The organism is uncultured Mycobacterium sp., assembly GCF_964249325.1.
Classification (GTDB): Bacteria; Actinomycetota; Actinomycetes; order Mycobacteriales; family Mycobacteriaceae; genus Mycobacterium.
In genome coordinates, this window is the sequence record NZ_CAXUCH010000072.1 from 1 (window position 1) to 19,441 (window position 19,441).

Sequence of the window (19,441 nt, forward strand, 5' to 3'; positions counted from 1 at the left end):
CTCCGGGTTGCTCATCGGGCCCACTGAGCCGACACCGCGACAGCTGACCATCGTGGTATCCAACGACAACGGCGGCGGCATCTTCGAACTGCTCGAGCAGGGCGACCCCCGGTTCTCCGACGTGTCCTCACGCGTCTTCGGCACCCCGCACGACGTCGACGTCGGCGCACTGTGCCGCGCCTACCACGTCGAGAGCCGCCAGATCGAGGTCGACCAACTCGGCCCCGCGCTCGACGAACCCAACCCCGGCATGCGCGTATTGGAAGTGAAGGCCGACCGGTCCTCGCTGCGCCAGCTGCACGCCGCCATCAAGGCCGCCCTGTGACCAACTCGAAAACCTTGTGGCGCTTGCTGATCCACGGCTCCAATGGCGACGCACCCGACACCTGGAGGCAGCGCATCCTGCGGTGGGCCCGGATTGCGGTGCTCGGTCTGGCCGGTCTGGTGACGCTGCAGTCGGTGCTGCTAGTGGCGGGGGCGTGGCGCAACGACATCGCCATCGAACACAACATGGGCGTCGCCCAGGCCGAGGTGCTCAGCGCCGGACCGCGTCGTTCGACCATCGAGTTCGTCACCCCCGACCGGGTCACTTATCGCCCGGAGCTCGGTGTGCTCTACCCGTCCGAATTGTCAACGGGAATGCGCATTTACGTCGAATACAACAAGAGAGATCCCAACCTGGTGCGGGTACAGCACCGCAACGCCAAGCTGGCCATCATCCCGGCCGGATCCATCGCGGTGGTCGGCTGGTTGATCGCCGGAGTCGCACTTGTCGCTATCGCGGTAGTGGAGAAGCGACTCGACCGTCACGCAGACTTGAACAGATTGTCGAGCCACCTAGGGTCTTGAAGGTCGACGACCTTTTTGTCCTTCAGGTCGTAAACCGTTGGGGTGCCCGGGTCGTCGGGTTCGGCACTGTTGAGGCGAGTGGTATTGGCTTCGTCCATCGCCTGGACGTCGACTCCGGAATCCCCGGCCTCGATCCGTGCAGCCACCGCGTCGGAAACGCCGCTTTCGCGGGCCATGTCGGCGATCCGGTCGTTGCTGGGCCCGTCACCGCGTGAATCCTGGTGCTGGTACAGGGTTTGCACAAAGGCTTGGTAGGAAGTCGCCAAAATAGCCGCGCGACCGACGACAAACAGCGCATTGCTGACTCGGGCCGAGTAGTGGTTGTCCTTGGCGTCGTCGATGAATGTCAGCGGCCGATACGTCACTGCCAGCCGGCCGCTACTGACGTAGCTGGCGAGCTTGTCGCCGTAGGCGGACTCGAACTCCGCGCAATGCGGGCACTGCGGCTCGATGAAGATCTCCAGCTGCACCGGGGCGTTGGGGAATCCGACCACTACGCCGTATCTGTCGGCGCTGACCACGGCGCCCGGATGGTGACGGTCGACCTGAGCAATTCCAGCGACCTCGCGGGTGCATCCGGCGCACGCGAGCAAAACCAGCGCCAGCACGCTGCACCAGTAGCGCATGAGCCGTCCCCTTCCCGGTGCCGCTCACCGCAGTAGACCAGATTTCGCGCCCCGTATGCCCGTCGGCAACCTTAGCGACAAGCAGCGCTGACACGGTGGAGGCGTGCGCGTTGCGATCGTCGCCGAGTCGTTTTTGCCCAACGTCAACGGTGTCAGCAACTCAGTCGTGCGGATTCTGGAGCATCTACGCCGCACCGGCAATGAAGCTCTGGTGATCGCGCCCGACAATCCGCCCGGCCAACCCCGCGCGGAGCGCATCCACGACGGAATCCGGGTGCATCGAGCACCGTCACGGATGTTCCCGAAGATCACGTCGTTGCCGCTCGGTGTTCCGTTACCGCGAATGCAGCGGGTGCTTCGCGGATTCGACCCCGACGTGGTGCATCTCGCGTCGCCGGCGCTGCTCGGCTATGGCGGGCTGCAGGCTGCCCGTCGCCTTGGAGTGCCGACCGTGGCCGTATTCCAAACCGACGTAGCGGGTTTCGCTTCCAGCTATGGGCTGAGGCTGGCATCACGGGCGGCATGGGCGTGGATTGCTCACCTGCACCGCCACGCCGACCGCACGCTGGCGCCGTCCACGTCTGCGATGGAATCGCTTGCAGCGCACGATATTCCACGGGTATACCAGTGGGCGCGCGGTGTCGACGTGATCCGTTACGCGCCGTCGGCGCGAGACGAGGCGCTGCGGCGTCGCTGGTCACCGGACGGCAAGCCGATCGTCGGCTTCGTGGGCCGGCTGGCGCCCGAGAAAAGTGCCGGCCGGCTCGCGACGCTGGCGCGCGACCACACGGTGCAGGTCGTCGTCGTCGGTGACGGGGTCGACCGCGCCAAACTCGGATCAGCAATGCCCACAGCGGTTTTCACCGGCGCGCTCTACGGCGAGGAGCTCGCCGCGGCGTACGCCAGCATGGACGTCTTCGTGCACACCGGTGAGCATGAGACGTTTTGTCAAGCCGTGCAGGAAGCGCTGGCGTCGGGGCTGCCGGTCATCGCCCCCGACGCCGGCGGACCCCGCGATCTGGTCAGCCCGTGGCGCACCGGTCTGCTGCTGCCGGTGGACGAATTCGAAGCACGGCTGCCCACCGCCGTCGCGCACCTTGTCGACGAACGACCACGCTATTCGGCGGCCGCTCGCCGTAGTGTGCTGCACCGCAGCTGGCCGGCGATCTGCGACGAGCTGCTCGGCCACTACGAGGCGGTATTGCAGACCCGCCGAGAGGCAGCGGCCTGATTGCCCTGGCGTAGCGTCTGCCAGGTGAGCCGCGCGAGCCTCGACAAAAACCCACACGACGTTGCGTCGATGTTCGACGGGGTCGCGCGCCGCTACGACGTGACCAACACCGTGCTGTCGCTGGGCCAAGACCGCTATTGGCGCCGCGCTACCCGCGCAGCACTGCGGGTGGGGCCCGGCGAGCGGGTGCTGGATCTGGCTGCGGGTACGGCGGTATCGACGGTGGAGCTGACCAAGTCCGGCGCATGGTGTGTGGCGGTGGATTTTTCGGTCGGCATGCTCAAGGCGGGCCGTGCCCGGTTGGTGCCGAAGGTCGCCGGTGACGCGACTCGGCTGCCGTTCCGCGACGGTGTATTTGATGCTGTCACCATCAGTTTCGGGCTTCGCAATGTCGCCGACCAGCCGGCGGCGCTGCAGGAGATGGCCCGCGTGACGAGGCCGGGGGGACGGCTGGTGGTGTGCGAGTTCTCCACGCCGACCAATCCGCTGTTCGCCACCGTCTACAAGGAATACCTCATGCAGGCGCTGCCCCGCGTTGCGCGCGCGGTGTCGAGCAATCCGGAGGCGTATGTCTATCTGGCCGAGTCGATCCGGGCATGGCCGGACCAAGCCGCGCTGGCGCAGCGCATTTCACAGGCGGGGTGGTCGGGCGTGCGGTGGCGCAATCTGACCGGCGGCATTGTCGCGCTGCACGCCGCGCACAAACGGCCTAGCTGAACGGCTTGCGCCGGTCCACGAGTCGCGACAGCACGCCGCCGCCGCGCCATATCCGCGCCACCGTGTCAGCGTCCTCATCGGTGACGAGGTTGGCCATCACCCGCACCGCGACGTTCATCAGCGTCGGCGAGCGCATCGCCACCGGTCCCGCCGCCGGTAAAAACCGCGGAAATGTCAGCAGCAACGCCAGCCGCCGCGCCACCGAAAACGCGCGGCCATAGTGGCGCTGCAGCGCGTGTGGCCACGCCTGCGAGAGATCACCGGAGCCCAGCAGCTCGACCGCCAGCCGCCCGGCCTCCAGCCCGTAGTCGATGCCTTCGCCATTCAAGGGGTTGATGCAGGCGGCGGCGTCGCCGATCAGCATCCAGTTCGGTCCGGCCACCCCTGACACCGCGCCGCCCATGGGCAGCAACGCCGACGACATCGCCCGCGGTTGGCTGACAAACCCCCACTCGTCGCGGCGCAGGTCGGCGTAGTAGCACATCAGCGGCCGCAACCCCAGGTCAGCGGGTCGTTTCGAGGTCGCCATCGCTCCCACGCCAATGTTCACCTCGCCGTTGCCCAGCGGGAAAATCCAGCCGTAGCCGGGCAGGATCGCGCCGCCCGGAGAGCGCACTTCCACATGCGACGTCAACCACGGCTCGTCGCTGCGCGGCGAGGCCAGATACCCGCGGGCGGCGATGCCGTACACCGTCTCCTGGTGCCAGCGCCGGCCCAGCGCGCGGCCCAATGACGAGCGCGCGCCGTCGGCCACCACAAGCTCAGCGCAGCTGACCTCGCTGCCGTCGGCCAGCACCAGCGACCGAACCCGCCCACGCGAATCATGATGGACGCCAACAGCTTTGACTCCAAGCAGCATGCGCGCGCCGGAATCCTCGGCCACTTTGCGGATCCGGTCGTCGAGTTCGACGCGGGCCACCGCGCTGCCTGTCGACGGGAACGATGGCCCGGGCCAGGCGACCTCGACCTCGCCGCCAAACCCGCTTATCCGCAACCCGTGGTGCCGGATCCGGGCGTCCAGCCACTCGCCCAAGCCCAGCCGCTCCAGCTCGGCGACCGCCCGCGGGGTCAGCCCGTCGCCGCATGCCTTATCGCGCGGGAAGCTGGCCGAGTCGATGACCAGTACGTCACGGCCGGCCCGCGCGGCCCAAGCGGCCGCCGCCGACCCGGCCGGTCCGGCGCCCACCACGACCACGTCGGCTCTGTGATGCATGCTCACCAGTATGTTGGTGCCGTGAGGACTCCGGCGACTGTGGTGGCGGGCTTCGACTTCGGCGACGCCACGTTCGCCGCGAGCGTGCGCGACGGCGTCGACCGCATCGAGCAGCTGATGGAGACCGAGCTGCGCGGCAGCGACGATCTGCTGACCGAAGCCGTGCTGCATCTGTTCGAGGCCGGCGGCAAGCGGTTTCGGCCGTTGTTCACGGTGCTGTCGGCTCAGCTGGGCCCCAATCCCAACGCCCGGGAGGTGACGATCGCCGGCGCGGTGATCGAGTTGGTGCATCTGGCGACGCTGTACCACGACGATGTGATGGACGAGGCGCAGGTGCGTCGCGGCGCGCAAAGCGCCAACGCCCGCTGGGGCAACAACATCGCGATCCTGGCCGGCGACTATCTGTTCGCGACCGCGTCGCGGCTGGTGTCGCTGCTGGGTCCCGACGCGGTGCGGGTGATCGCCGAGACGTTCGCCCAACTGGTTACCGGGCAGATGCGCGAAACGCGCGGCGCGGCCGAGGGTGCGGATTCGATCGAGCACTACCTAAAGGTGGTGCACGAAAAGACCGCCTGCCTGATTTCGGCGGCAGGCCGGTTCGGTGCGACGTTCTCCGGCGCCGACGACGACCAGATCGAGCGCTTGAGCCGGCTGGGTGGCATCGTCGGCACGGCATTTCAGATCTCCGACGACATCATCGACATCGACAGCGACCCCGACGAGTCCGGCAAGGTGCCCGGCACCGATCTGCGTGAGGGCGTGCACACGCTGCCGGTGCTCTACGCGCTGCAGGACAGCGGCCCGGAGGCCGATCGACTGCGCGAGCTGCTGGGCGGCCCGGTCCACGACGACGCGGTGCTGGGCGAGGCATTGCGGCTGCTGCGGGCCTCGCCGGGCATGGCCAAGGCCAAGGAGACCGTCGCCCGGTATGCGGCTGAAGCGCGTGACGAGCTGGCCAAGCTGCCCGACGTCGCGGGCCGTCAAGCGCTGGCCACGCTGGTCGACTACACCGTCAACCGGCACGGTTAGGTTCGGAACCTGCTGGCTTGCCCCGGACGTTTAACCAGCGTGTGTAGAGGGAGGAGGCTGATGACCTGGCATCCGCATCACAACACGTTCAAGACGTTCGCGCTGCTGGTCGGCATGTCGGCGCTGATTGTGTTCGTTGGCCGGCTGTTTGGCCCGACGATGATGTGGCTGGCGGTGCTGTTCGCCGTCGGGATGAACGTCTACACGTATTTCAACAGCGACAGGCTGGCGCTGCGCGCCATGCACGCCCAACCGGTGTCGGAAGTGCAGGCCCCGGCGATGTATCGGATCGTGCGCGAGCTGGCCACCGCCGCGCATCAGCCGATGCCGCGGCTCTACATCAGCGACACCGACGCACCCAACGCGTTTGCGACCGGGCGCAACCCGCGCCACGCCGCGGTGTGCTGCACCACCGGCATTCTGCGCATCCTCAACGAACGCGAGCTGCGGGCCGTGCTCGGCCACGAGCTCTCTCACGTCTACAACCGCGACATCTTGATCTCGTGTGTGGCGGGCGCATTGGCGTCGGTGATCACCGCGCTGGCCAACTTCGCCATGTTCGCCGGCATGTTCGGCGGCGGCGACCGAGACGACGGCCCCAATCCCTTTGCGCTGCTGTTAGTTTCGCTGCTAGGACCGATCGCGGCGATGGTGGTCCGGTTGGCGGTGTCGCGCTCGCGGGAGTATCAGGCCGACGAGTCCGGCGCGGTGCTAACCGGTGACCCGCTGGCGTTGGCCTCGGCGCTGCGCAAGATCGCCGGCGGCGTGGAGGCGGCCCCGCTGCCGCCAGAGCCGCAGCTGGCGAGCCAGGCGCACCTGATGATCGCCAACCCGTTCCGCACCGGTGAGCGGATCGGGTCGCTGTTCTCGACGCACCCCCCGATCGCCGACCGTATTCGCCGGCTCGAGGAGATGGCGGGCGGATAGCGGCTGCGCGGACTCCGCGGCCCGGCCCGGAAGCCCGGCTCTCCGGACCTCTGCCCAGGCCCTCCGCGCCGGCTCTCCGGACCAATAGTGACTTGCCGGATTTGATAGCGCATGTGCTACTAGACCCGTAATGAATCACTACACCTACCGCGCCGAATGGTGGCCGGAGCGCTGCGAATACGTTGCCCGGTGCCTCGAATTTCCGTGGTTGTCGCAGTGTGCGTCAACCCTGCGGCAGGCCATCGCCGCGATCGAAGAAGCCGTCGACGGGTGCATCGCTGAGCGAGTGGCATGCGGTGATGATGTCCCCACACCGCTCACCGACCATCACTACAGCGGCAAGTTCGTGGTTCGGACATCGCCGGCGCTGCACGCGCGCCTTGTCGTGGAAGCCGCCGAGCAGAACGTGTCGATGAATCAATGGGTGGCGATGAAACTCGCAGATCGCCAGCCACGCGGCCTGCTCGACTGGTGATATCACATACGACATCAAATTTCAGCACCATGTCATGGGCAGTCTCTGGTGCTGCTGTGACCGATGTGGCTATGGAACGACCGCCAGAAACATGTATGCGGCCAGCAGCACCAAATGCACTTCGCCCTGGAGCCTGGTGGCCCGGCCAGGCACCACCGTCAAAACGCTGACGACGACGGTCAGCGCCAGCAGCACCAACTGGGTGGGACCCAGGCCCAGCAACAGCGGCCCGCTTAGCCATATTGAGGCCAGCGCGATTGCCGGGATGGTGAGCCCGATGCTGGCTATCGCGGAGCCGTAAGCCAGATTGAGGCTGATCTGGATGCGGCCACGCCGGGCGGCACGAACGGCCGCGAGCGTCTCGGAAAGCAACACCAGCGTGGCGATCACCACCCCGACGAATGACTGGGGAAAACCGACCGCCGTCACCGCACGCTCGATGACGGGTGACTCCACTTTCGATAGCCCCACCACCGCGACCAGTGCGACCAGCAGCAACGCGAGGCTCGTCAGCGCCGACCGCATGCTTGGCGGCGCCGCATGTTCGCTGTCGTCCGCGACCGTGCCAGTTTGTGTCACCGGCAGAAAGAAGTCGCGGTGCCGCACCGTCTGGGTGAAGACGAACAACAGGTAGAGCCCCAGTGAAGCGAGCGCGGCGAAGCTGAGTTGGCCGGGCGAGAACTCCGGGCCTTGGTGGCTGGTGGTGAAGGTCGGCAGCACCAGACTCAGGGTGGCCAGCGTCGTGATCGTGCCCAGTGCGGCGCCGCTGCCGTTGGGGTTGAAATGGGTCACGCCATCGCGCAGCGAACCGATCAACAGGGACAAGCCGGCGATGCCGTTCGTGGTGATCATCACCGCAGCGAACACCGTGTCGCGCGCCAGCGTCGCCGACTTGTCACCGCCAGACGCCATGAGCGTGACGATGAGCGCCACCTCGATGGTGGTCACTGCCACAGCGAGCACCAGCGAGCCGAATGGCTCACCGACTCGATGCGCGACCACCTCGGCGTGGTGCACCGCGGCCAGCACGGCACCCGCCAGCAGCACACCTTCGAGGACGGCCAATATCCAACCGATCTCGCGGCCCCAGGTGAGTGCGAGCGCCACCAGCGCGAGCAGCGGGACCACCACGGTCCATGGAAGCCGTTTCAAATGAAGCTACTTCACCACACCACGGCGGTCGGCGTAAAAGTATGTGTATCCGGTCGTCAGCGCACAGACGACAGCGGCGGCTGCCAGCAGCTGCGAACCACTGACCGCCGAGCAAATGCACCCGCCTGTCAGTCCGCCGGCGACGAAGCTGGCAAAGAGCAGGAAGTGTCCCAGCCAGTCGACAGCCGATCCGCCGCTGATATGGCGCTCGATGCCCTGACCCAGCTTCACAATCGTCCCCGTCACGTAGCTCAGCGCTATCGACACTTCCCCGTTCTTGACGAATGTGGTGTTCAACGCGCCAATACCGAAGGCAATAACCAAGATTGGTACGAAAGCGACCGGACCCCGTGACCAACCCTGCAGCAGGACATCGCCGATAGTGGCGATCGAAAGACAAAGGGTGGTGAGCAGAGTGGGTCCGTGCGGGTGGGCTCTCCAGATATGCCGGCGACACAACGATCCAACAATCACGCCGCCTAAAAAGCACGCCACCAGAAGTGTCGCCGATATCGACAGCCAGGGATCACCAATGAACAAACCCGCCACTGCGCGTTGGGTGTTGCCGGTGGCGGTAGTCACGAAGTAGCCGGCGGAGTGGGTGAACGCCACCGCACCGACGACGCCCGCCAGCCAAGCAAGGATCCACGACAACCTTGCCTCGCTGTCAAAGATTTCACGCAGCGCTGCCCTGGATGTGCCGGCATCAGCGCCGCGACGAAGACCGAAACGACGTGCCCAAGGCCTGCGCCGGCCCATGGGATCTGCGTTGCGTGATCGCTGGATCCGACACCTCCTGGGCCGGACTCGTCGAAGCCGGTCGTTCGTTTGCGGGGCGTCAGCCATGTCGATCGAATCGACTTGTCCTATCCCCGGTGCCGTGCGCTCAGTCATGAATTGGTCTATCCCTTTCCTCAAAAGAATTGGATTAATGCGCGCCGATAGCACGACCGCACAACGGAAGCGTTGCGGCGATCAGCCTGAGTGCTGAAGTGGCTGTGATTGATCAGCGCCGGGCGACGCAGAGCTGGGTCAAGCGTTCTCGGCCGGCAAGGGGCGTAACAGGTGTACATGAGCCGCCCACGCCTAGCCGCACGCAGACCGCGGACGACGATGCCAGTTGGGGCGAGTAGCAGCTCAATTGCGCCGAGGGCGACCAGGTCGAGGGTCGAGTACGGTGCAGCGCCGCGATGTGGAACACGCTGTGAGGTATTGGCGAATCAGCTTGTTCGATATGGTCGCCCGGACGTTCATCGTCGGCGTTGGCAGCGCCCGCGGATGTCAACGCCTGCGGTGCCGCAGCCACGGCTCGGTCGGCCCGCGCCAGCACATATCCGATGGCCGCAACCAGCACGCATACCGCAACGACGAGGGCGCTGGCCGACCGCTTCCATGACGGCTTGTGCGCGCCGCGGAAAGTCACAATGCCTCGATCGCGGCAGCGACTACGGCGATCATCCGACTCCCCAACCCATAACAACACGATCAGCGTGGATCGTAACAACTCCCAGCTAACCGCGCAGTACCGTTAAGGTTGCGGCAAAGTGAAACCCTTCGCGCACAACCCATTACAGACAATGTGAGCCCAACCACACAGGGTCGACGCTCGATTACGCTCAAAATAGGCTATTTATCGACTCCACAACCCAGCAACCGCACCGGCCCGACACATAGAAAATGCATACAAACAAGTCCGTTTGTTAAAACCCGGCGCCGTGTACCTCGTGGCCCGGAGGTTCCGCGGTCAAGCCGCGGTAGGCCTGCTCGACGGTGGAGCCATGGTTGATCACCGCGTCGACCTCGCGGGCAATCGGCATGTTCAACCCGTACTTGTCGGCGAACTCCATGATCACGCTGGCCGCTTTGACGCCCTCGGCGACCTGCTTCATCGAGGAGATGATCTCGTCGATCGGTTTGCCGGCGCCCAGCTGCTCGCCGACGTGGCGGTTACGGCTGCGCTGGCTGGTGCAGGTGACGATCAAGTCGCCCATGCCGGCCAGCCCAGCAAAGGTGTCGCGCTGCCCGCCCATGGCCTCGCCGAGTTTGGACATCTCGCGCACCGAGCGGGCCATCACCAGGGCTCGGGTGTTCTCCCCGATACCGAGCGAGTAACCCATGCCGACGGCGATCGCGTAGACGTTCTTTAGCGCGCCGCACATCTCGACGCCGAGCACGTCGTCCAGGGTGTACACGCGAAATCGCCGTGTGCGAAAAAGCTCCGCGAGCCGGGCGGCCAGGTGGTGGTCGGGCATCGCCAACACGGCCGCGGCGGCATAACCCTCGGCAACTTCGCGGGCGATGTTCGGGCCGGCCAGGATGCCGGCCGGATGCCCAGGCAGCACTTCACCGACGATTTGCGACATCCGCATATTGGTGCCCTGCTCGAGACCCTTGACCAACGAGACCACGGGTACCCAGGGACGCAGCTCTGCTGCCAGCTCGGTGAGCACGTCGCGGAAGCCGTGTGACGGCACGCCCATGACGACGACGTCGGCGGAGTTGGCGGCCTCGGAAAAGTCGGTGGTGGCGCGCAGCGTTTCGCTGAGCACGACTTCGTCACCCAGATAGCGGGTGTTGCGATGGTTGTCGTTGATGTCCTCGGCGACTTCCTTCGACCGCACCCACTGCAGCGTCGGGCTCCGACGCGCGCAGATGGACGCGACGGTGGTTCCCCAGGAACCGCCGCCAAGGACGACCACTTTCGGTTCACGCATCCCGGGTGCCATGGCGATCAGCGTATTGCCGACGCCCGCTGTTTACCGGCAGTTGGTGAACAACGGCTGCGACGGCGTCTGCCGGAGGTATCCCACTCGGACGGGAAAGTTTTCCGCCACCAAGGATTTGGACTGCTGACGATTTGTCAATACGTAAGCTGTGAGAATGGCGGGCAAAGCCAAAAGCGCGCCAGCGATGCGACCAGGGGGGCCGCTTCGCCGGTCTAAACGCATCGCCGGACTGCTTTGGAGCCCCACCCTGCCGGTACGCGACCAGCACTACAGCCAAAGGGTCGAGCGCCGGTTCCGGGTGCTCAACTTCGCGACATTGTTAGCGGCGCTCCTCACCGCAGGCTTCGGACTCGGTTTTGGCCTAGTCACCGGACAAGGGTTCCGGCGTGTCGCGATCAGCTACCTCCTCCCTGCGGTAATTTTCGCGCTGGTCCCCGTGCTGCGCCGGTTCGGTGAATTCGTTGCACCGGTGACCTTCTTCGGGTGCACCTACCTGACCATCTTTATGATCTGCTGGTCGGTAGGCACCGGCTCGGGCCTGCAGTTCTACTTCCTGGTGACGGCGCCCCTTGTGGTGTTGCTGCTCGGCGATGAACACATCGTGCTCGCATCGGTCGTCGCGGCCGTCGGCGCTGCGCTCGCGGTCATTCTGCTGATCGTCGTTCCCTACGACACCGGAATTCGCCCGCACTGGGCTGTCACGGTGAATTTCGCATTCGCATCGGTCGCGGCTTGCGCCATGGTCGTCGCGACGGTCTGGTACGCGCTACGTGAGATCACCCGCGCCGAAGAAGTCATTGAGCTGGAGTATCAGAGATCCGAGTCGTTGCTGGCCAATATCCTGCCCGCCAGCATCGCGAAGCAGTTGAAGAATCCTGAAGCTCGGATCATCGCCGACAAATACGACGACGCTTCGGTTCTATTCGCCGATATCGCCGAATTCACCCAATGGGCCAGCGCTACCAGTCCGGCGGAGCTGGTCCAGTTCCTGAATCAGCTCTATACCAATTTGGACCGGCTGGTCGAGCGCCACGGCTTGGAAAAGATCAAGACCAGCGGGGACTCATACATGGTCGTCAGCGGCGTGCCCATGTCCCGGCCGGACCACCTCGAGGCGCTGGCGAACCTGGCGCTCGATATCGCCGACGCCGTGGCGGACTTGCGCGACCCGAAGGGTCGACCGGTTCCGCTGCGGATCGGGCTGGCCGCGGGCCCGGTGGTTGCCGGCGTGGTGGGCGCGCGACGATTCTTCTACGACGTGTGGGGAGACGCGGTCAACGTCGCCTCACGCATGCAATCGACCGACAGCGAGGGCCGCATCCAGGTACCGGATGACATCTACGAACGGCTCAAGGACGACTTTCTCTTCGAGGAGCGAGGTGACGTTGAAGTCAAGGGCAAGGGCGTGATGCACACCTGGTACCTGGTGGGGCGCCGAAGCGCCTACCATGCCGCCGGGACGCGTTCCCCGGCGCGGCCGAACACCATCGACTCCTCGATCCGGTCGAACCGGTAGTCGAGCGCGTCGGCGAAGTAGTTCTGCCGCACATTCCACGGCCGCTTGGTGCCGGATTTGGGCAGCGCGTGCAGCGAGCGCAGCACATAGCCGGCCTGGATGTCCCAGGACGGTTTTTCCGGCATCGGCTCGTCGCCGCGGTGCGGGTAGGCGTGTGTGTAGCCGCGAGACCGCATGTATGCCAACAACTTTGCTGTGGCCCGGGCAGTCATGTCGGCGCGCAGCGTCCACGAAGCGTTGGTGTAGCCGACGCACCAGAACAGGTTGGGCACGTCTTCGAGCATGTGCGCCTTGTAGACGAAGCGGTCCTGCGGCTTGATCTCTGCCCCATCCAAAGACACGGTCACCCCGCCCAGCGCCTGCAACTGCAGCCCGGTCGCGGTGACGATGATGTCGGCGTCCAGATGCGCGCCGGACTTCAACGCGATCCCGGTGGCGTCGAAGTGATCGATGTGGTCGGTGACCACGTCGGCGCGGCCTTCGCTGATCGCGACGTACAGGTCGGCGTCGGGGATCAGGCACAGCCGCTGGTCCCACGGGTTGTACCGCGGTTTGAAATGGGTGTCGACGTCGTAGCCATCCGGCAGGTTACGGATGGCGATCTGGCGGATCCACCACTTCATGAAACCCGGCGTCTTGCGCGACAAGAACCAGATCGCCCCTTCCAGCAACGCGTTGCGCATTCGGATGATCTGGTGTGCGGCCTTGCGCGGCAACGCTTTTCGCAGCAGGTCGGAGAACGGGCTGTACCTCGACGCCGAGAACATATAGGTCGGCGAGCGCTGCAGCATGGTGACTTTTGACGCCTTCTCGGTCAGTGACGGGATCAGCGAGATCGCCGTCGCCCCGCTGCCGATGACCACCATTTTCTTGCCGGTGTACTCGAGGTCCTCGGGCCAATGCTGCGGGTGTATGACGGTGCCGCCGAACTGCTCGATGCCGGGAAAGTCCGGGGTGTAGCCCTCGTCGTAGTTGTAGTAGCCGGACCCGAAGAACACGAATTGGGCTCGGTAGGCCGTGGAAACGCCGTCCTGCTCGGCGGTGATCGCCCAGGTGTCCGTGCCAGAGTCCCAATTGGCCGCGCGCACATGGCTGTTGAATCGGATATGGCGGTCGATGCCGTACTTGTGCGCGGTCGCGGTCAGGTATTCGCGGATGTGCACGCCGTCGGCCACGCCTTCTTTGCGGGTCCACGGCTCGTAGGGGAAGCACAGCGTGAAGATGCTGCTGTCGGAGCGCACACCGGGATAGCGGAACAGATCCCAGGTGCCGCCGATGTGCTCGCGCCGTTCCAGGATGACGTAGCGGATGCCGGGGTTGCGCTCAGTAATGCGGTAGGCGGCGCCCAGTCCAGAGATGCCGGCGCCGATGATCACGATGTCGAAGTACTCCTCGGGCGCATCGGCGGCGCGGGCGTCCAGGAAAGCCATGCCCCTCACACTAGGCACCCACCGGTTGATTGGGCCAGAGCGCTGACTGCGATTGCCCGGCTCCTCCTCATCGCGCTGCGCGCTCTGCATCGTCGCCGGGCTAGCGGTAGTTGACGAACTGCAGTGCGACGTCCAAGTCGGCCTGCTTGAGCATGGCGATGACGGCCTGCAGGTCGTCCTTCTTTTTGCTGGAGACGCGCACCTCGTCGCCCTGGATCTGGGTCTTGACGTTCTTGGGTCCCTCGTCGCGGATCAGCTTGGTGATCTTCTTGGCGTTCTCGCTGGAGATGCCCTGCTTGATGGTGCCGGTCACCTTGTAGGCCTTTCCGGAAGCCTGGGGTTTGCCCGCCTCGAACGCCTTCATCGAGATGTCGCGGCGGATCAGCTTCTCCTTGAAGACGTCGACCGCAGCCTTGACGCGCTCCTCGGTCGAGCTGGTCAGCTCGATGGTGTCATCGCCCTTCCACGCGATCTTGGTGTCGGTGCCGCGGAAGTCGAATCGGGTGGCCAGCTCCTTGGCGGCCTGGTTGAGGGCGTTGTCGACCTCCTGGCGATCAACCTTGCTGACCACGTCGAACGATGAATCCGCCATTGGATTCGTCCCCTTCCATCGATGTCGGCCGTTTGCGTCCGGATTACTTCCCCGTTGTACTCTGCTAGGCGTAACACATCCGGCAGGTTGCCCGAGCGGCCAATGGGAGCGGACTGTAAATCCGTCGGCGTATGCCTACCCAGGTTCGAATCCTGGACCTGCCACGCAGGTCAGACGCTATTTCGAGCCAACCGTCACCGGCTTGAGCTCGGGCGTGGTGCGCAGACGGTTCGCAGCAGAGTCGAACGCGTCGGCAACCGCATCAAGATCATCCGGGAAAAGGTGCCCGTATCGGTCGAGGGTTAGCACCGCCGTCTTGTGGCCCAGGAGTCTTTGCACCACCTTCACGTTCGCGCCGGCGCTGATCGCCAACGACGCGCACGTGTGACGGAGGTCGTGTAGTCGCACCCCTCGCAGCCATCGACCGCGGCGGCCGCCTTCTGGAACGTGTACCGCGCCTGCCCGAGCGTGAGATAGGTACCGCTGCCGACAGATTTCGAACACCAGGGCATCATCGGCCCGGCCCGCCACTTCAGTTTCGAGTAACGACTGTGACGGTGATGTTGACTTGTACGCCTATCAGGCGCACAATCGATGCATGGCTATCAAAACTGAGCGTCTTGCAGCGCGCCTAACCCCTGAGCAGGACGCGCTGATTCGCCGTGCCGCCGAAGTCGAGGGAACCGACCTGACCAATTTCACGGTCACGGCGGCGCTGGCGCACGCCCGTGACGTGCTGGCCGACCGTCGGCTGTTCATGCTCGACGATGCGGCATGGACGCAGTTCACGACGATGCTGGACCGGCCTGTCTCACACAAGCCCCGGCTGGAGAAGCTGTTTTCTGAGCCGACTATCTTTCACGGTGATGCGTGAGCGCCGCGGCCGGCTACTACAGCACACCGCGGCCGATCAGCGAGGCGGACGACGTCGCTACCTTCGACAGCGGCGAACCCCTGGACGAATATCTGCGTAAGCGGGCGTTGGCCAATCACGTCCAGGGGGCATCGCGCTGTTTCGTTACCTGCCGGGACGGTCCCGTGGTCGGCTTCTACGCCCTTGCGTCGGCGGCCATCGATCGTGACTCGGCGCCGGGGCAGGTACGCCGCAATATGCCTGATCCCGTGCCGGTGATCTTGTTATCGCGGCTGGCGGTTGACCGTAAAGAGCAGGGGAACGGTTTGGGCAGCCATCTGCTGCGTGATGCGATCACGCGAAGTATCCGGGTGGCCGAGCATGTCGGCGTACGGGCGATACTTGTGCACGCATTGCACGACGAGGCTCGCGCGTTTTACGCGCATTTCGAGTTCGAGAGTTCGCCGACTGATCCGTTGCACCTGGTGCTGTCGATGAAGGACGCCCGCGCGCTCGTCGGCGGCGGTGCCTCGCCAGTTGGGCGCACACAGCGCGAACCCCAGAAGCCGGCAGAAGCCCAAGCGCGACTGGCCGCAGCCCGTGCCCGACTCCAAGCCCTGGATAAGGCCGTAGCCGCCGGTAAGGTGTGCGAAGATCGCCACCTGTGGGGCGGTGCTGGTTTGGTTGTCGACACCACGATGCCCGAGCCCCCCTACCGCGAAGCCAAATATGTTGTCACTCCGTATGCCGCTAGCTTGTCGTGGCTTGTGCGTGCACTCTGGGCCGCTTGTCGACCCCTCTTCGATTCGATGACGAAATTCGAGTTCTTCGGTCGGCTCGCCAACGCCGCCCTCCGTTCCCAGCAACGTGCTGGCAGCGGCGAGAACGCACGTTACCTGCTGGGGGCGGTTGTTCACGAGGCATTCGAAATTGTGGGCGATATCGAGAACGGTCGCTTCAAGGCGTTGCCCGTTGCTATAGCTGGCGAAGTTCACGACGACCAGCTGCCCAACTCCGAGCATGACGACGCACTCAGTGACGCCGATATCGAACAGTGGTTCAAAGACGGCGGCTTCGAGTGAATACTGCTGACCCGGTGGCCGGTGCCACATACCGCGGCTCAGCTTCGGCCCCCTGAAGGTAGTCCGATTCAGTTATTACCCGGGCAGTTGGTGACACCTGCGAGATGACCGGAAGCCATATCGAGCACCTGGCGCACTGCTTAGCGGGTTACGCCGCGAAGGGCCGCGACCGTATCGGACAAGGTAAGGCGCGGCTCCCGGTAGGTGATGCCGAGTTCTCGCTCGCTCGGCGAGTCATCAGACGCCGGCATCTGGGTGTAGTACTGCATCCCCGCCGAGGTGAACGGCGTGTCGACCGGCAAAAACCGCCCCGCACGGTCCAGTAGTGCCCCCGCCACACGCAGCGCGGCGTCAGCAACCGGCACCGCCATCATCGAAATACCGGCGACCTCGCCGAGCAGCTTCGCCAGCTCGGACGCGGGAACTCGATGACCGCCCGCGGTGTAGCGGCGCGGTCCGCGCCCGGGTTCCAACAGCGCGACGTGCAGTGCGGCGACATCGCGGACGTCGACGACCAACCATGCCGCACTCCGTCCCGGAATCACGCGCATTCGCAACGCCGCCTTGACGCCCTCGCCGGCCTCACCGAACTGGTCGCCGACAGGTGGACCGAGAACCATGCCGGGATAAGTGATATTGACCGGTGCGCCGGCGTCCTGAAGCCCACGCGCATAGCTCTCGACTTGTGCCTTGGATATCCCGTATCCGTCTGTTCCACCGACAACCGGCAGATCCGCCGTCAGCATCTGCAAGCCAGGATGAAACAGCGCCGTAAAGCTCGAGACGTGAACGATTGGATCCAGTCCCAACTCCACGGCCTGACCGAGCACGTTTCGCGCGCCCGCCATGTTGGTGCTGATCATCTCGGAAGCCTGGCGGGGATCGGTCGCCACCAAGGCGGCGCTGTGCACGACCGCGTCACACCCGTGCAACGCCGCCCGTACCGAGTCGCGGTCGGAGATGTCGGCGACGACGAAGTCCGACACGTCGACGCCGAGTTGGGCGACGGATGTCTTCAGCTTCGCGGGAGTTCGCACCAGGAACCGGATGGAGTGTCCGGCAGCCGCAAGAGCCTTGGCGGTCCAGCCGCCGACAAATCCCGTACCGCCGGTGACAAGAACGTGCATGATGCGACAGCTTAGGGTCGGTGAGTCGCCAGGTAGTCCGCGACGGGAATCGGTGAGGTCGCGGAGTAACCAATCGGTAGGACCACGTCACCGGCAGTCGTGTTGTAATCGACGTCCCACCGGTAGTACCCGACAAACGCAGCGGGATCGGCGGCGAGCACCGCTGCGTAGTCGTTGACCGCCTGCACGTATTGGCTCGAGTTGTTGTACCGGTACAGCGCGTAATCGCGGTTGTCGGCGAAGCCATTAGCAGCGAGGTAGCGGCCGGCCGCCAAGATGCTGTCGCGTGGCGAGAAGATGTCGCCGCCCTCGCCGTAGGCGGCAAAGGTGGACGGTAGGAATTGCATGGGACCCTGTGCGCCGGCGTCACTTGCGCCGACGATGCGGCCGAAGCCGGTCTCGATCAGATTGATCGCGGCGAGATAGGTCCAGCCGACGCCGGACGCCGATTCCGCCTTGCGGTAGTAGCCCAGCAGCTCGCCGGCCGACGCCGGCGGCGCGATCCGCCATGGGGGCAGCGTGTCTTTCTCTTGGCCCGTGCTCATCGCGGTGAGCTGCCGACGCGCGTCGACATTGCGGTCGTAGATTCCGATAAGCGAGGGCGGGATTCGCGGACGCACGATCGGGTCCCACTCGGGATGCCGTCCGAGGGCGCGGTAGGCCGCTTGCTGGCGGCGCGCCGCCTCGATTAGGTCGGCCTGCGAGGACGACGGATCGTGCAGCGCCTGCTCGTCGGCAATAAGATCGCCGGCCAGTTGCACGGGGTCCGATGCCAGCCGCCGCTGCATGGGTGGTCGGGTGGCCTTTGGCGCGGAGGGGGTGGTGGTCGACGTCGATGCGATCAACGACCTGGCCGGCTGAGAGCAGGCGACCGGCGTCAACGTCATCGTGACGACGAGCAGCGTCATGCCGCTACGCATCACGCGGGATCGATGCCCGCGATCGCGCGTCAACCGAGACGCCGCACGCATCCTTCGGTTGCCGGATCGAACTGCTTTCCCACCCACTACAGCTATCTTGAACCACCGAGATGGCAATCCGCTGGCAGTTGCACGGCGTGTAGCGCATATGCACTGCTTGTTACTATCCGGCCGTGTGTGATGCTGCTCCGCGGCGCGGGCGCGGCAAGCCGCGAGATGTGCTGAGGGCCTTTCTCGATCCGGGTCACAACGGTGTGGACGATAGCTCGCTGACCCGGCCAGTCCCCAACGGCCGCGGCGGCACAAAAGACTGCAACACGATGGGCACCGCCACCGACGACGGTTACCCGGAACATGCATTCAACTGGGACGTTGTCGTGCGAATTCGCAAGTCGCTCAACCAGATCGGCGTCCGCACACAGTTGTCCCGGGACGACGACAATTCTGTTGGGCCCTGCGTCGATGAACGCGCCGCAATGGCGAACGCCATGCAGCCCGACGCGATCATCAGCATCCATGCCGACTGTGGACCGGCGGCCGGTCGGGGATTCCACGTCTGCTACTCAAGTCCGCCATTGAACGACGCCCAGTCCGGCCCGGCCGTGCAGTTGGCGACCACTATGCGCGATTCCCTTGTCGCGTCGGGTATGCAACCGTCAACCTACATCGGGTCGAACGGGCTCTACGGCCGCGCAGATCTCGCCGGCTTAAACCTGGCCCAGTACCCGGCGATACTCGTCGAGCTCGGCAACATGAAGAACAGCGACGAAGCCGCTCAGATGGAAAACCCAGACGGGCGAGAAAAATACGCCACTGCGGTCACCCAGGGAATCGTCACATACCTCAGCGCGAAAACCACCAGCAGCTAGCCGAACGACTAACTTCCCGCCCCATGAAAGGATGGGTGCGGTGATCCTGGCCGACGACCTCGGCTAGACGTCCTGCCGGGCCGCGGCAGGCGGCCGCAGGGCCGGAG

Annotated in this window: 19 protein-coding genes, 1 tRNA gene and 3 pseudogenes; 12 read left to right on the forward strand and 11 right to left on the reverse strand. The window is 65.1% G+C overall.

Translation table 11 applies throughout. The features are described 5' to 3' along the window. Nucleotides 1–325, forward strand: a pseudogene (locus tag ACFE99_RS11370) (2-succinyl-5-enolpyruvyl-6-hydroxy-3-cyclohexene-1-carboxylic-acid synthase); the annotation flags it as partial. Next, the gene (locus tag ACFE99_RS11375; RefSeq protein WP_375485275.1) at nt 322–849 is read left to right on the forward strand and encodes a DUF3592 domain-containing protein; all 528 of its coding nucleotides are present in this window, start codon (nt 322–324) and stop codon (nt 847–849) included. The pseudogene ACFE99_RS11370 and the gene ACFE99_RS11375, both read left to right, overlap by 4 nt. On the opposite strand, the gene ACFE99_RS11380 is transcribed toward ACFE99_RS11375, so the two are convergent. Continuing rightward, nucleotides 807–1,475 (reverse strand): DsbA family protein, encoded by a 669-nt coding sequence (locus tag ACFE99_RS11380; RefSeq protein WP_375485277.1) that lies wholly within the window; start codon nt 1,473–1,475, stop codon nt 807–809. The genes ACFE99_RS11375 and ACFE99_RS11380 overlap by 43 nt on opposite strands. A gap of 103 nt (nt 1,476–1,578) precedes the next feature. Here ACFE99_RS11380 and ACFE99_RS11385 point away from each other — a divergent pair, with 103 nt between their 5' ends. Both ACFE99_RS11385 and ACFE99_RS11390 read left to right on the forward strand, forming a co-directional pair. Further along, on the forward strand, nt 1,579–2,706 hold the full coding sequence (locus tag ACFE99_RS11385; protein WP_375485279.1) for a glycosyltransferase family 4 protein: 1,128 nt from the start codon (nt 1,579–1,581) through the stop codon (nt 2,704–2,706). A 24-nt stretch (nt 2,707–2,730) separates the two neighbouring features. Further along, a complete protein-coding gene (locus ACFE99_RS11390) occupies nt 2,731–3,423 on the forward strand; it encodes a demethylmenaquinone methyltransferase (RefSeq protein WP_375485281.1) in 693 nt (230 codons plus the stop codon). Here ACFE99_RS11390 and menJ read toward each other — a convergent pair. Then, nucleotides 3,416–4,636 carry a menaquinone reductase gene (gene menJ / locus ACFE99_RS11395; protein ID WP_375485283.1) on the reverse strand — a complete coding sequence of 407 codons (1,221 nt, stop codon included), beginning with the start codon at nt 4,634–4,636 and terminating at the stop codon, nt 3,416–3,418. The two genes, ACFE99_RS11390 and menJ, sit on opposite strands and share 8 nt — an antisense overlap. A 21-nt stretch (nt 4,637–4,657) precedes the next feature. On the opposite strand from menJ, the gene grcC1 reads away from it, so the two are divergent. The 3 genes from grcC1 to ACFE99_RS11410 all read left to right on the forward strand — a co-directional run bounded on the left by grcC1 (nt 4,658) and on the right by ACFE99_RS11410 (nt 7,067). Then, on the forward strand, nt 4,658–5,665 hold the full coding sequence (gene grcC1 / locus ACFE99_RS11400; protein ID WP_375485285.1) for a nonaprenyl/(2E,6E)-farnesyl/geranylgeranyl diphosphat synthase: 1,008 nt from the start codon (nt 4,658–4,660) through the stop codon (nt 5,663–5,665). A gap of 60 nt (nt 5,666–5,725) precedes the next feature. Continuing rightward, complete coding sequence (gene htpX / locus ACFE99_RS11405) at nt 5,726–6,592, forward strand: zinc metalloprotease HtpX (protein ID WP_375485287.1); 867 nt, start codon at nt 5,726–5,728, stop codon at nt 6,590–6,592. A 130-nt stretch (nt 6,593–6,722) separates the two neighbouring features. Continuing rightward, nucleotides 6,723–7,067: a type II toxin-antitoxin system HicB family antitoxin gene (locus ACFE99_RS11410; RefSeq protein WP_375485289.1), complete on the forward strand. Its 345-nt coding sequence runs from the start codon at nt 6,723–6,725 to the stop codon at nt 7,065–7,067. 69 nt (nt 7,068–7,136) lie between these two features. Here ACFE99_RS11410 and ACFE99_RS11415 read toward each other — a convergent pair whose 3' ends face one another. The 4 genes from ACFE99_RS11415 to ACFE99_RS11430 form a co-directional block, all read right to left on the reverse strand. After that, complete coding sequence (locus tag ACFE99_RS11415) at nt 7,137–8,219, reverse strand: calcium:proton antiporter (RefSeq protein WP_375485291.1); 1,083 nt, start codon at nt 8,217–8,219, stop codon at nt 7,137–7,139. 6 nt (nt 8,220–8,225) lie between these two features. Continuing rightward, a complete protein-coding gene (locus ACFE99_RS11420) occupies nt 8,226–8,978 on the reverse strand; it encodes a YoaK family protein (RefSeq protein WP_375485293.1) in 753 nt (250 codons plus the stop codon). Nucleotides 8,979–9,225: 247 nt separating this feature from the next. Then, nucleotides 9,226–9,642, reverse strand: coding sequence for a hypothetical protein (locus ACFE99_RS11425; RefSeq protein ID WP_375485295.1), 417 nt, complete (start codon nt 9,640–9,642; stop codon nt 9,226–9,228). Between the two features lie 277 nt (nt 9,643–9,919). After that, complete coding sequence (locus ACFE99_RS11430) at nt 9,920–10,945, reverse strand: NAD(P)H-dependent glycerol-3-phosphate dehydrogenase (RefSeq protein WP_375485297.1); 1,026 nt, start codon at nt 10,943–10,945, stop codon at nt 9,920–9,922. A gap of 154 nt (nt 10,946–11,099) precedes the next feature. On the opposite strand from ACFE99_RS11430, the gene ACFE99_RS11435 reads away from it, so the two are divergent. Continuing rightward, complete coding sequence (locus ACFE99_RS11435; protein WP_375485299.1) at nt 11,100–12,461, forward strand: adenylate/guanylate cyclase domain-containing protein; 1,362 nt, start codon at nt 11,100–11,102, stop codon at nt 12,459–12,461. Here ACFE99_RS11435 and ACFE99_RS11440 read toward each other — a convergent pair. Beyond that, a complete protein-coding gene (locus tag ACFE99_RS11440; RefSeq protein ID WP_375485301.1) occupies nt 12,389–13,891 on the reverse strand; it encodes a flavin-containing monooxygenase in 1,503 nt (500 codons plus the stop codon). The two genes, ACFE99_RS11435 and ACFE99_RS11440, sit on opposite strands and share 73 nt — an antisense overlap. A 100-nt stretch (nt 13,892–13,991) precedes the next feature. Next, nucleotides 13,992–14,483: a YajQ family cyclic di-GMP-binding protein gene (locus ACFE99_RS11445; protein WP_375485303.1), complete on the reverse strand. Its 492-nt coding sequence runs from the start codon at nt 14,481–14,483 to the stop codon at nt 13,992–13,994. An 81-nt stretch (nt 14,484–14,564) separates the two neighbouring features. Here ACFE99_RS11445 and ACFE99_RS11450 point away from each other — a divergent pair. After that, nucleotides 14,565–14,647: transfer RNA gene (locus tag ACFE99_RS11450), tRNA-Tyr, on the forward strand. A 13-nt stretch (nt 14,648–14,660) separates the two neighbouring features. Here the strand turns inward: ACFE99_RS11450 and ACFE99_RS11455 are convergent. Then, nucleotides 14,661–14,855, reverse strand: coding sequence for a hypothetical protein (locus ACFE99_RS11455; RefSeq protein WP_375485305.1), 195 nt, complete (start codon nt 14,853–14,855; stop codon nt 14,661–14,663). Nucleotides 14,856–15,046: 191 nt separating this feature from the next. Here ACFE99_RS11455 and ACFE99_RS11460 point away from each other — a divergent pair. Beyond that, nucleotides 15,047–15,357 (forward strand): annotated as a pseudogene (locus tag ACFE99_RS11460) (DUF1778 domain-containing protein); the annotation flags it as partial. Then, nucleotides 15,354–15,857 (forward strand): annotated as a pseudogene (locus tag ACFE99_RS11465) (GNAT family N-acetyltransferase); the annotation flags it as partial. The pseudogenes ACFE99_RS11460 and ACFE99_RS11465, both read left to right, overlap by 4 nt. Nucleotides 15,858–16,558: 701 nt before the next feature. Here the strand turns inward: ACFE99_RS11465 and ACFE99_RS11470 are convergent. Continuing rightward, complete coding sequence (locus tag ACFE99_RS11470; protein WP_375485307.1) at nt 16,559–17,545, reverse strand: SDR family NAD(P)-dependent oxidoreductase; 987 nt, start codon at nt 17,543–17,545, stop codon at nt 16,559–16,561. 11 nt (nt 17,546–17,556) lie between these two features. Next, on the reverse strand, nt 17,557–18,453 hold the full coding sequence (locus ACFE99_RS11475) for a transglycosylase SLT domain-containing protein (RefSeq protein ID WP_375485309.1): 897 nt from the start codon (nt 18,451–18,453) through the stop codon (nt 17,557–17,559). A 185-nt stretch (nt 18,454–18,638) separates the two neighbouring features. Here ACFE99_RS11475 and ACFE99_RS11480 point away from each other — a divergent pair, with 185 nt between their 5' ends. Further along, nucleotides 18,639–19,334, forward strand: coding sequence for an Rv3717 family N-acetylmuramoyl-L-alanine amidase (locus tag ACFE99_RS11480; protein WP_375485312.1), 696 nt, complete (start codon nt 18,639–18,641; stop codon nt 19,332–19,334). Nucleotides 19,335–19,441: the final 107 nt, after the last annotated feature.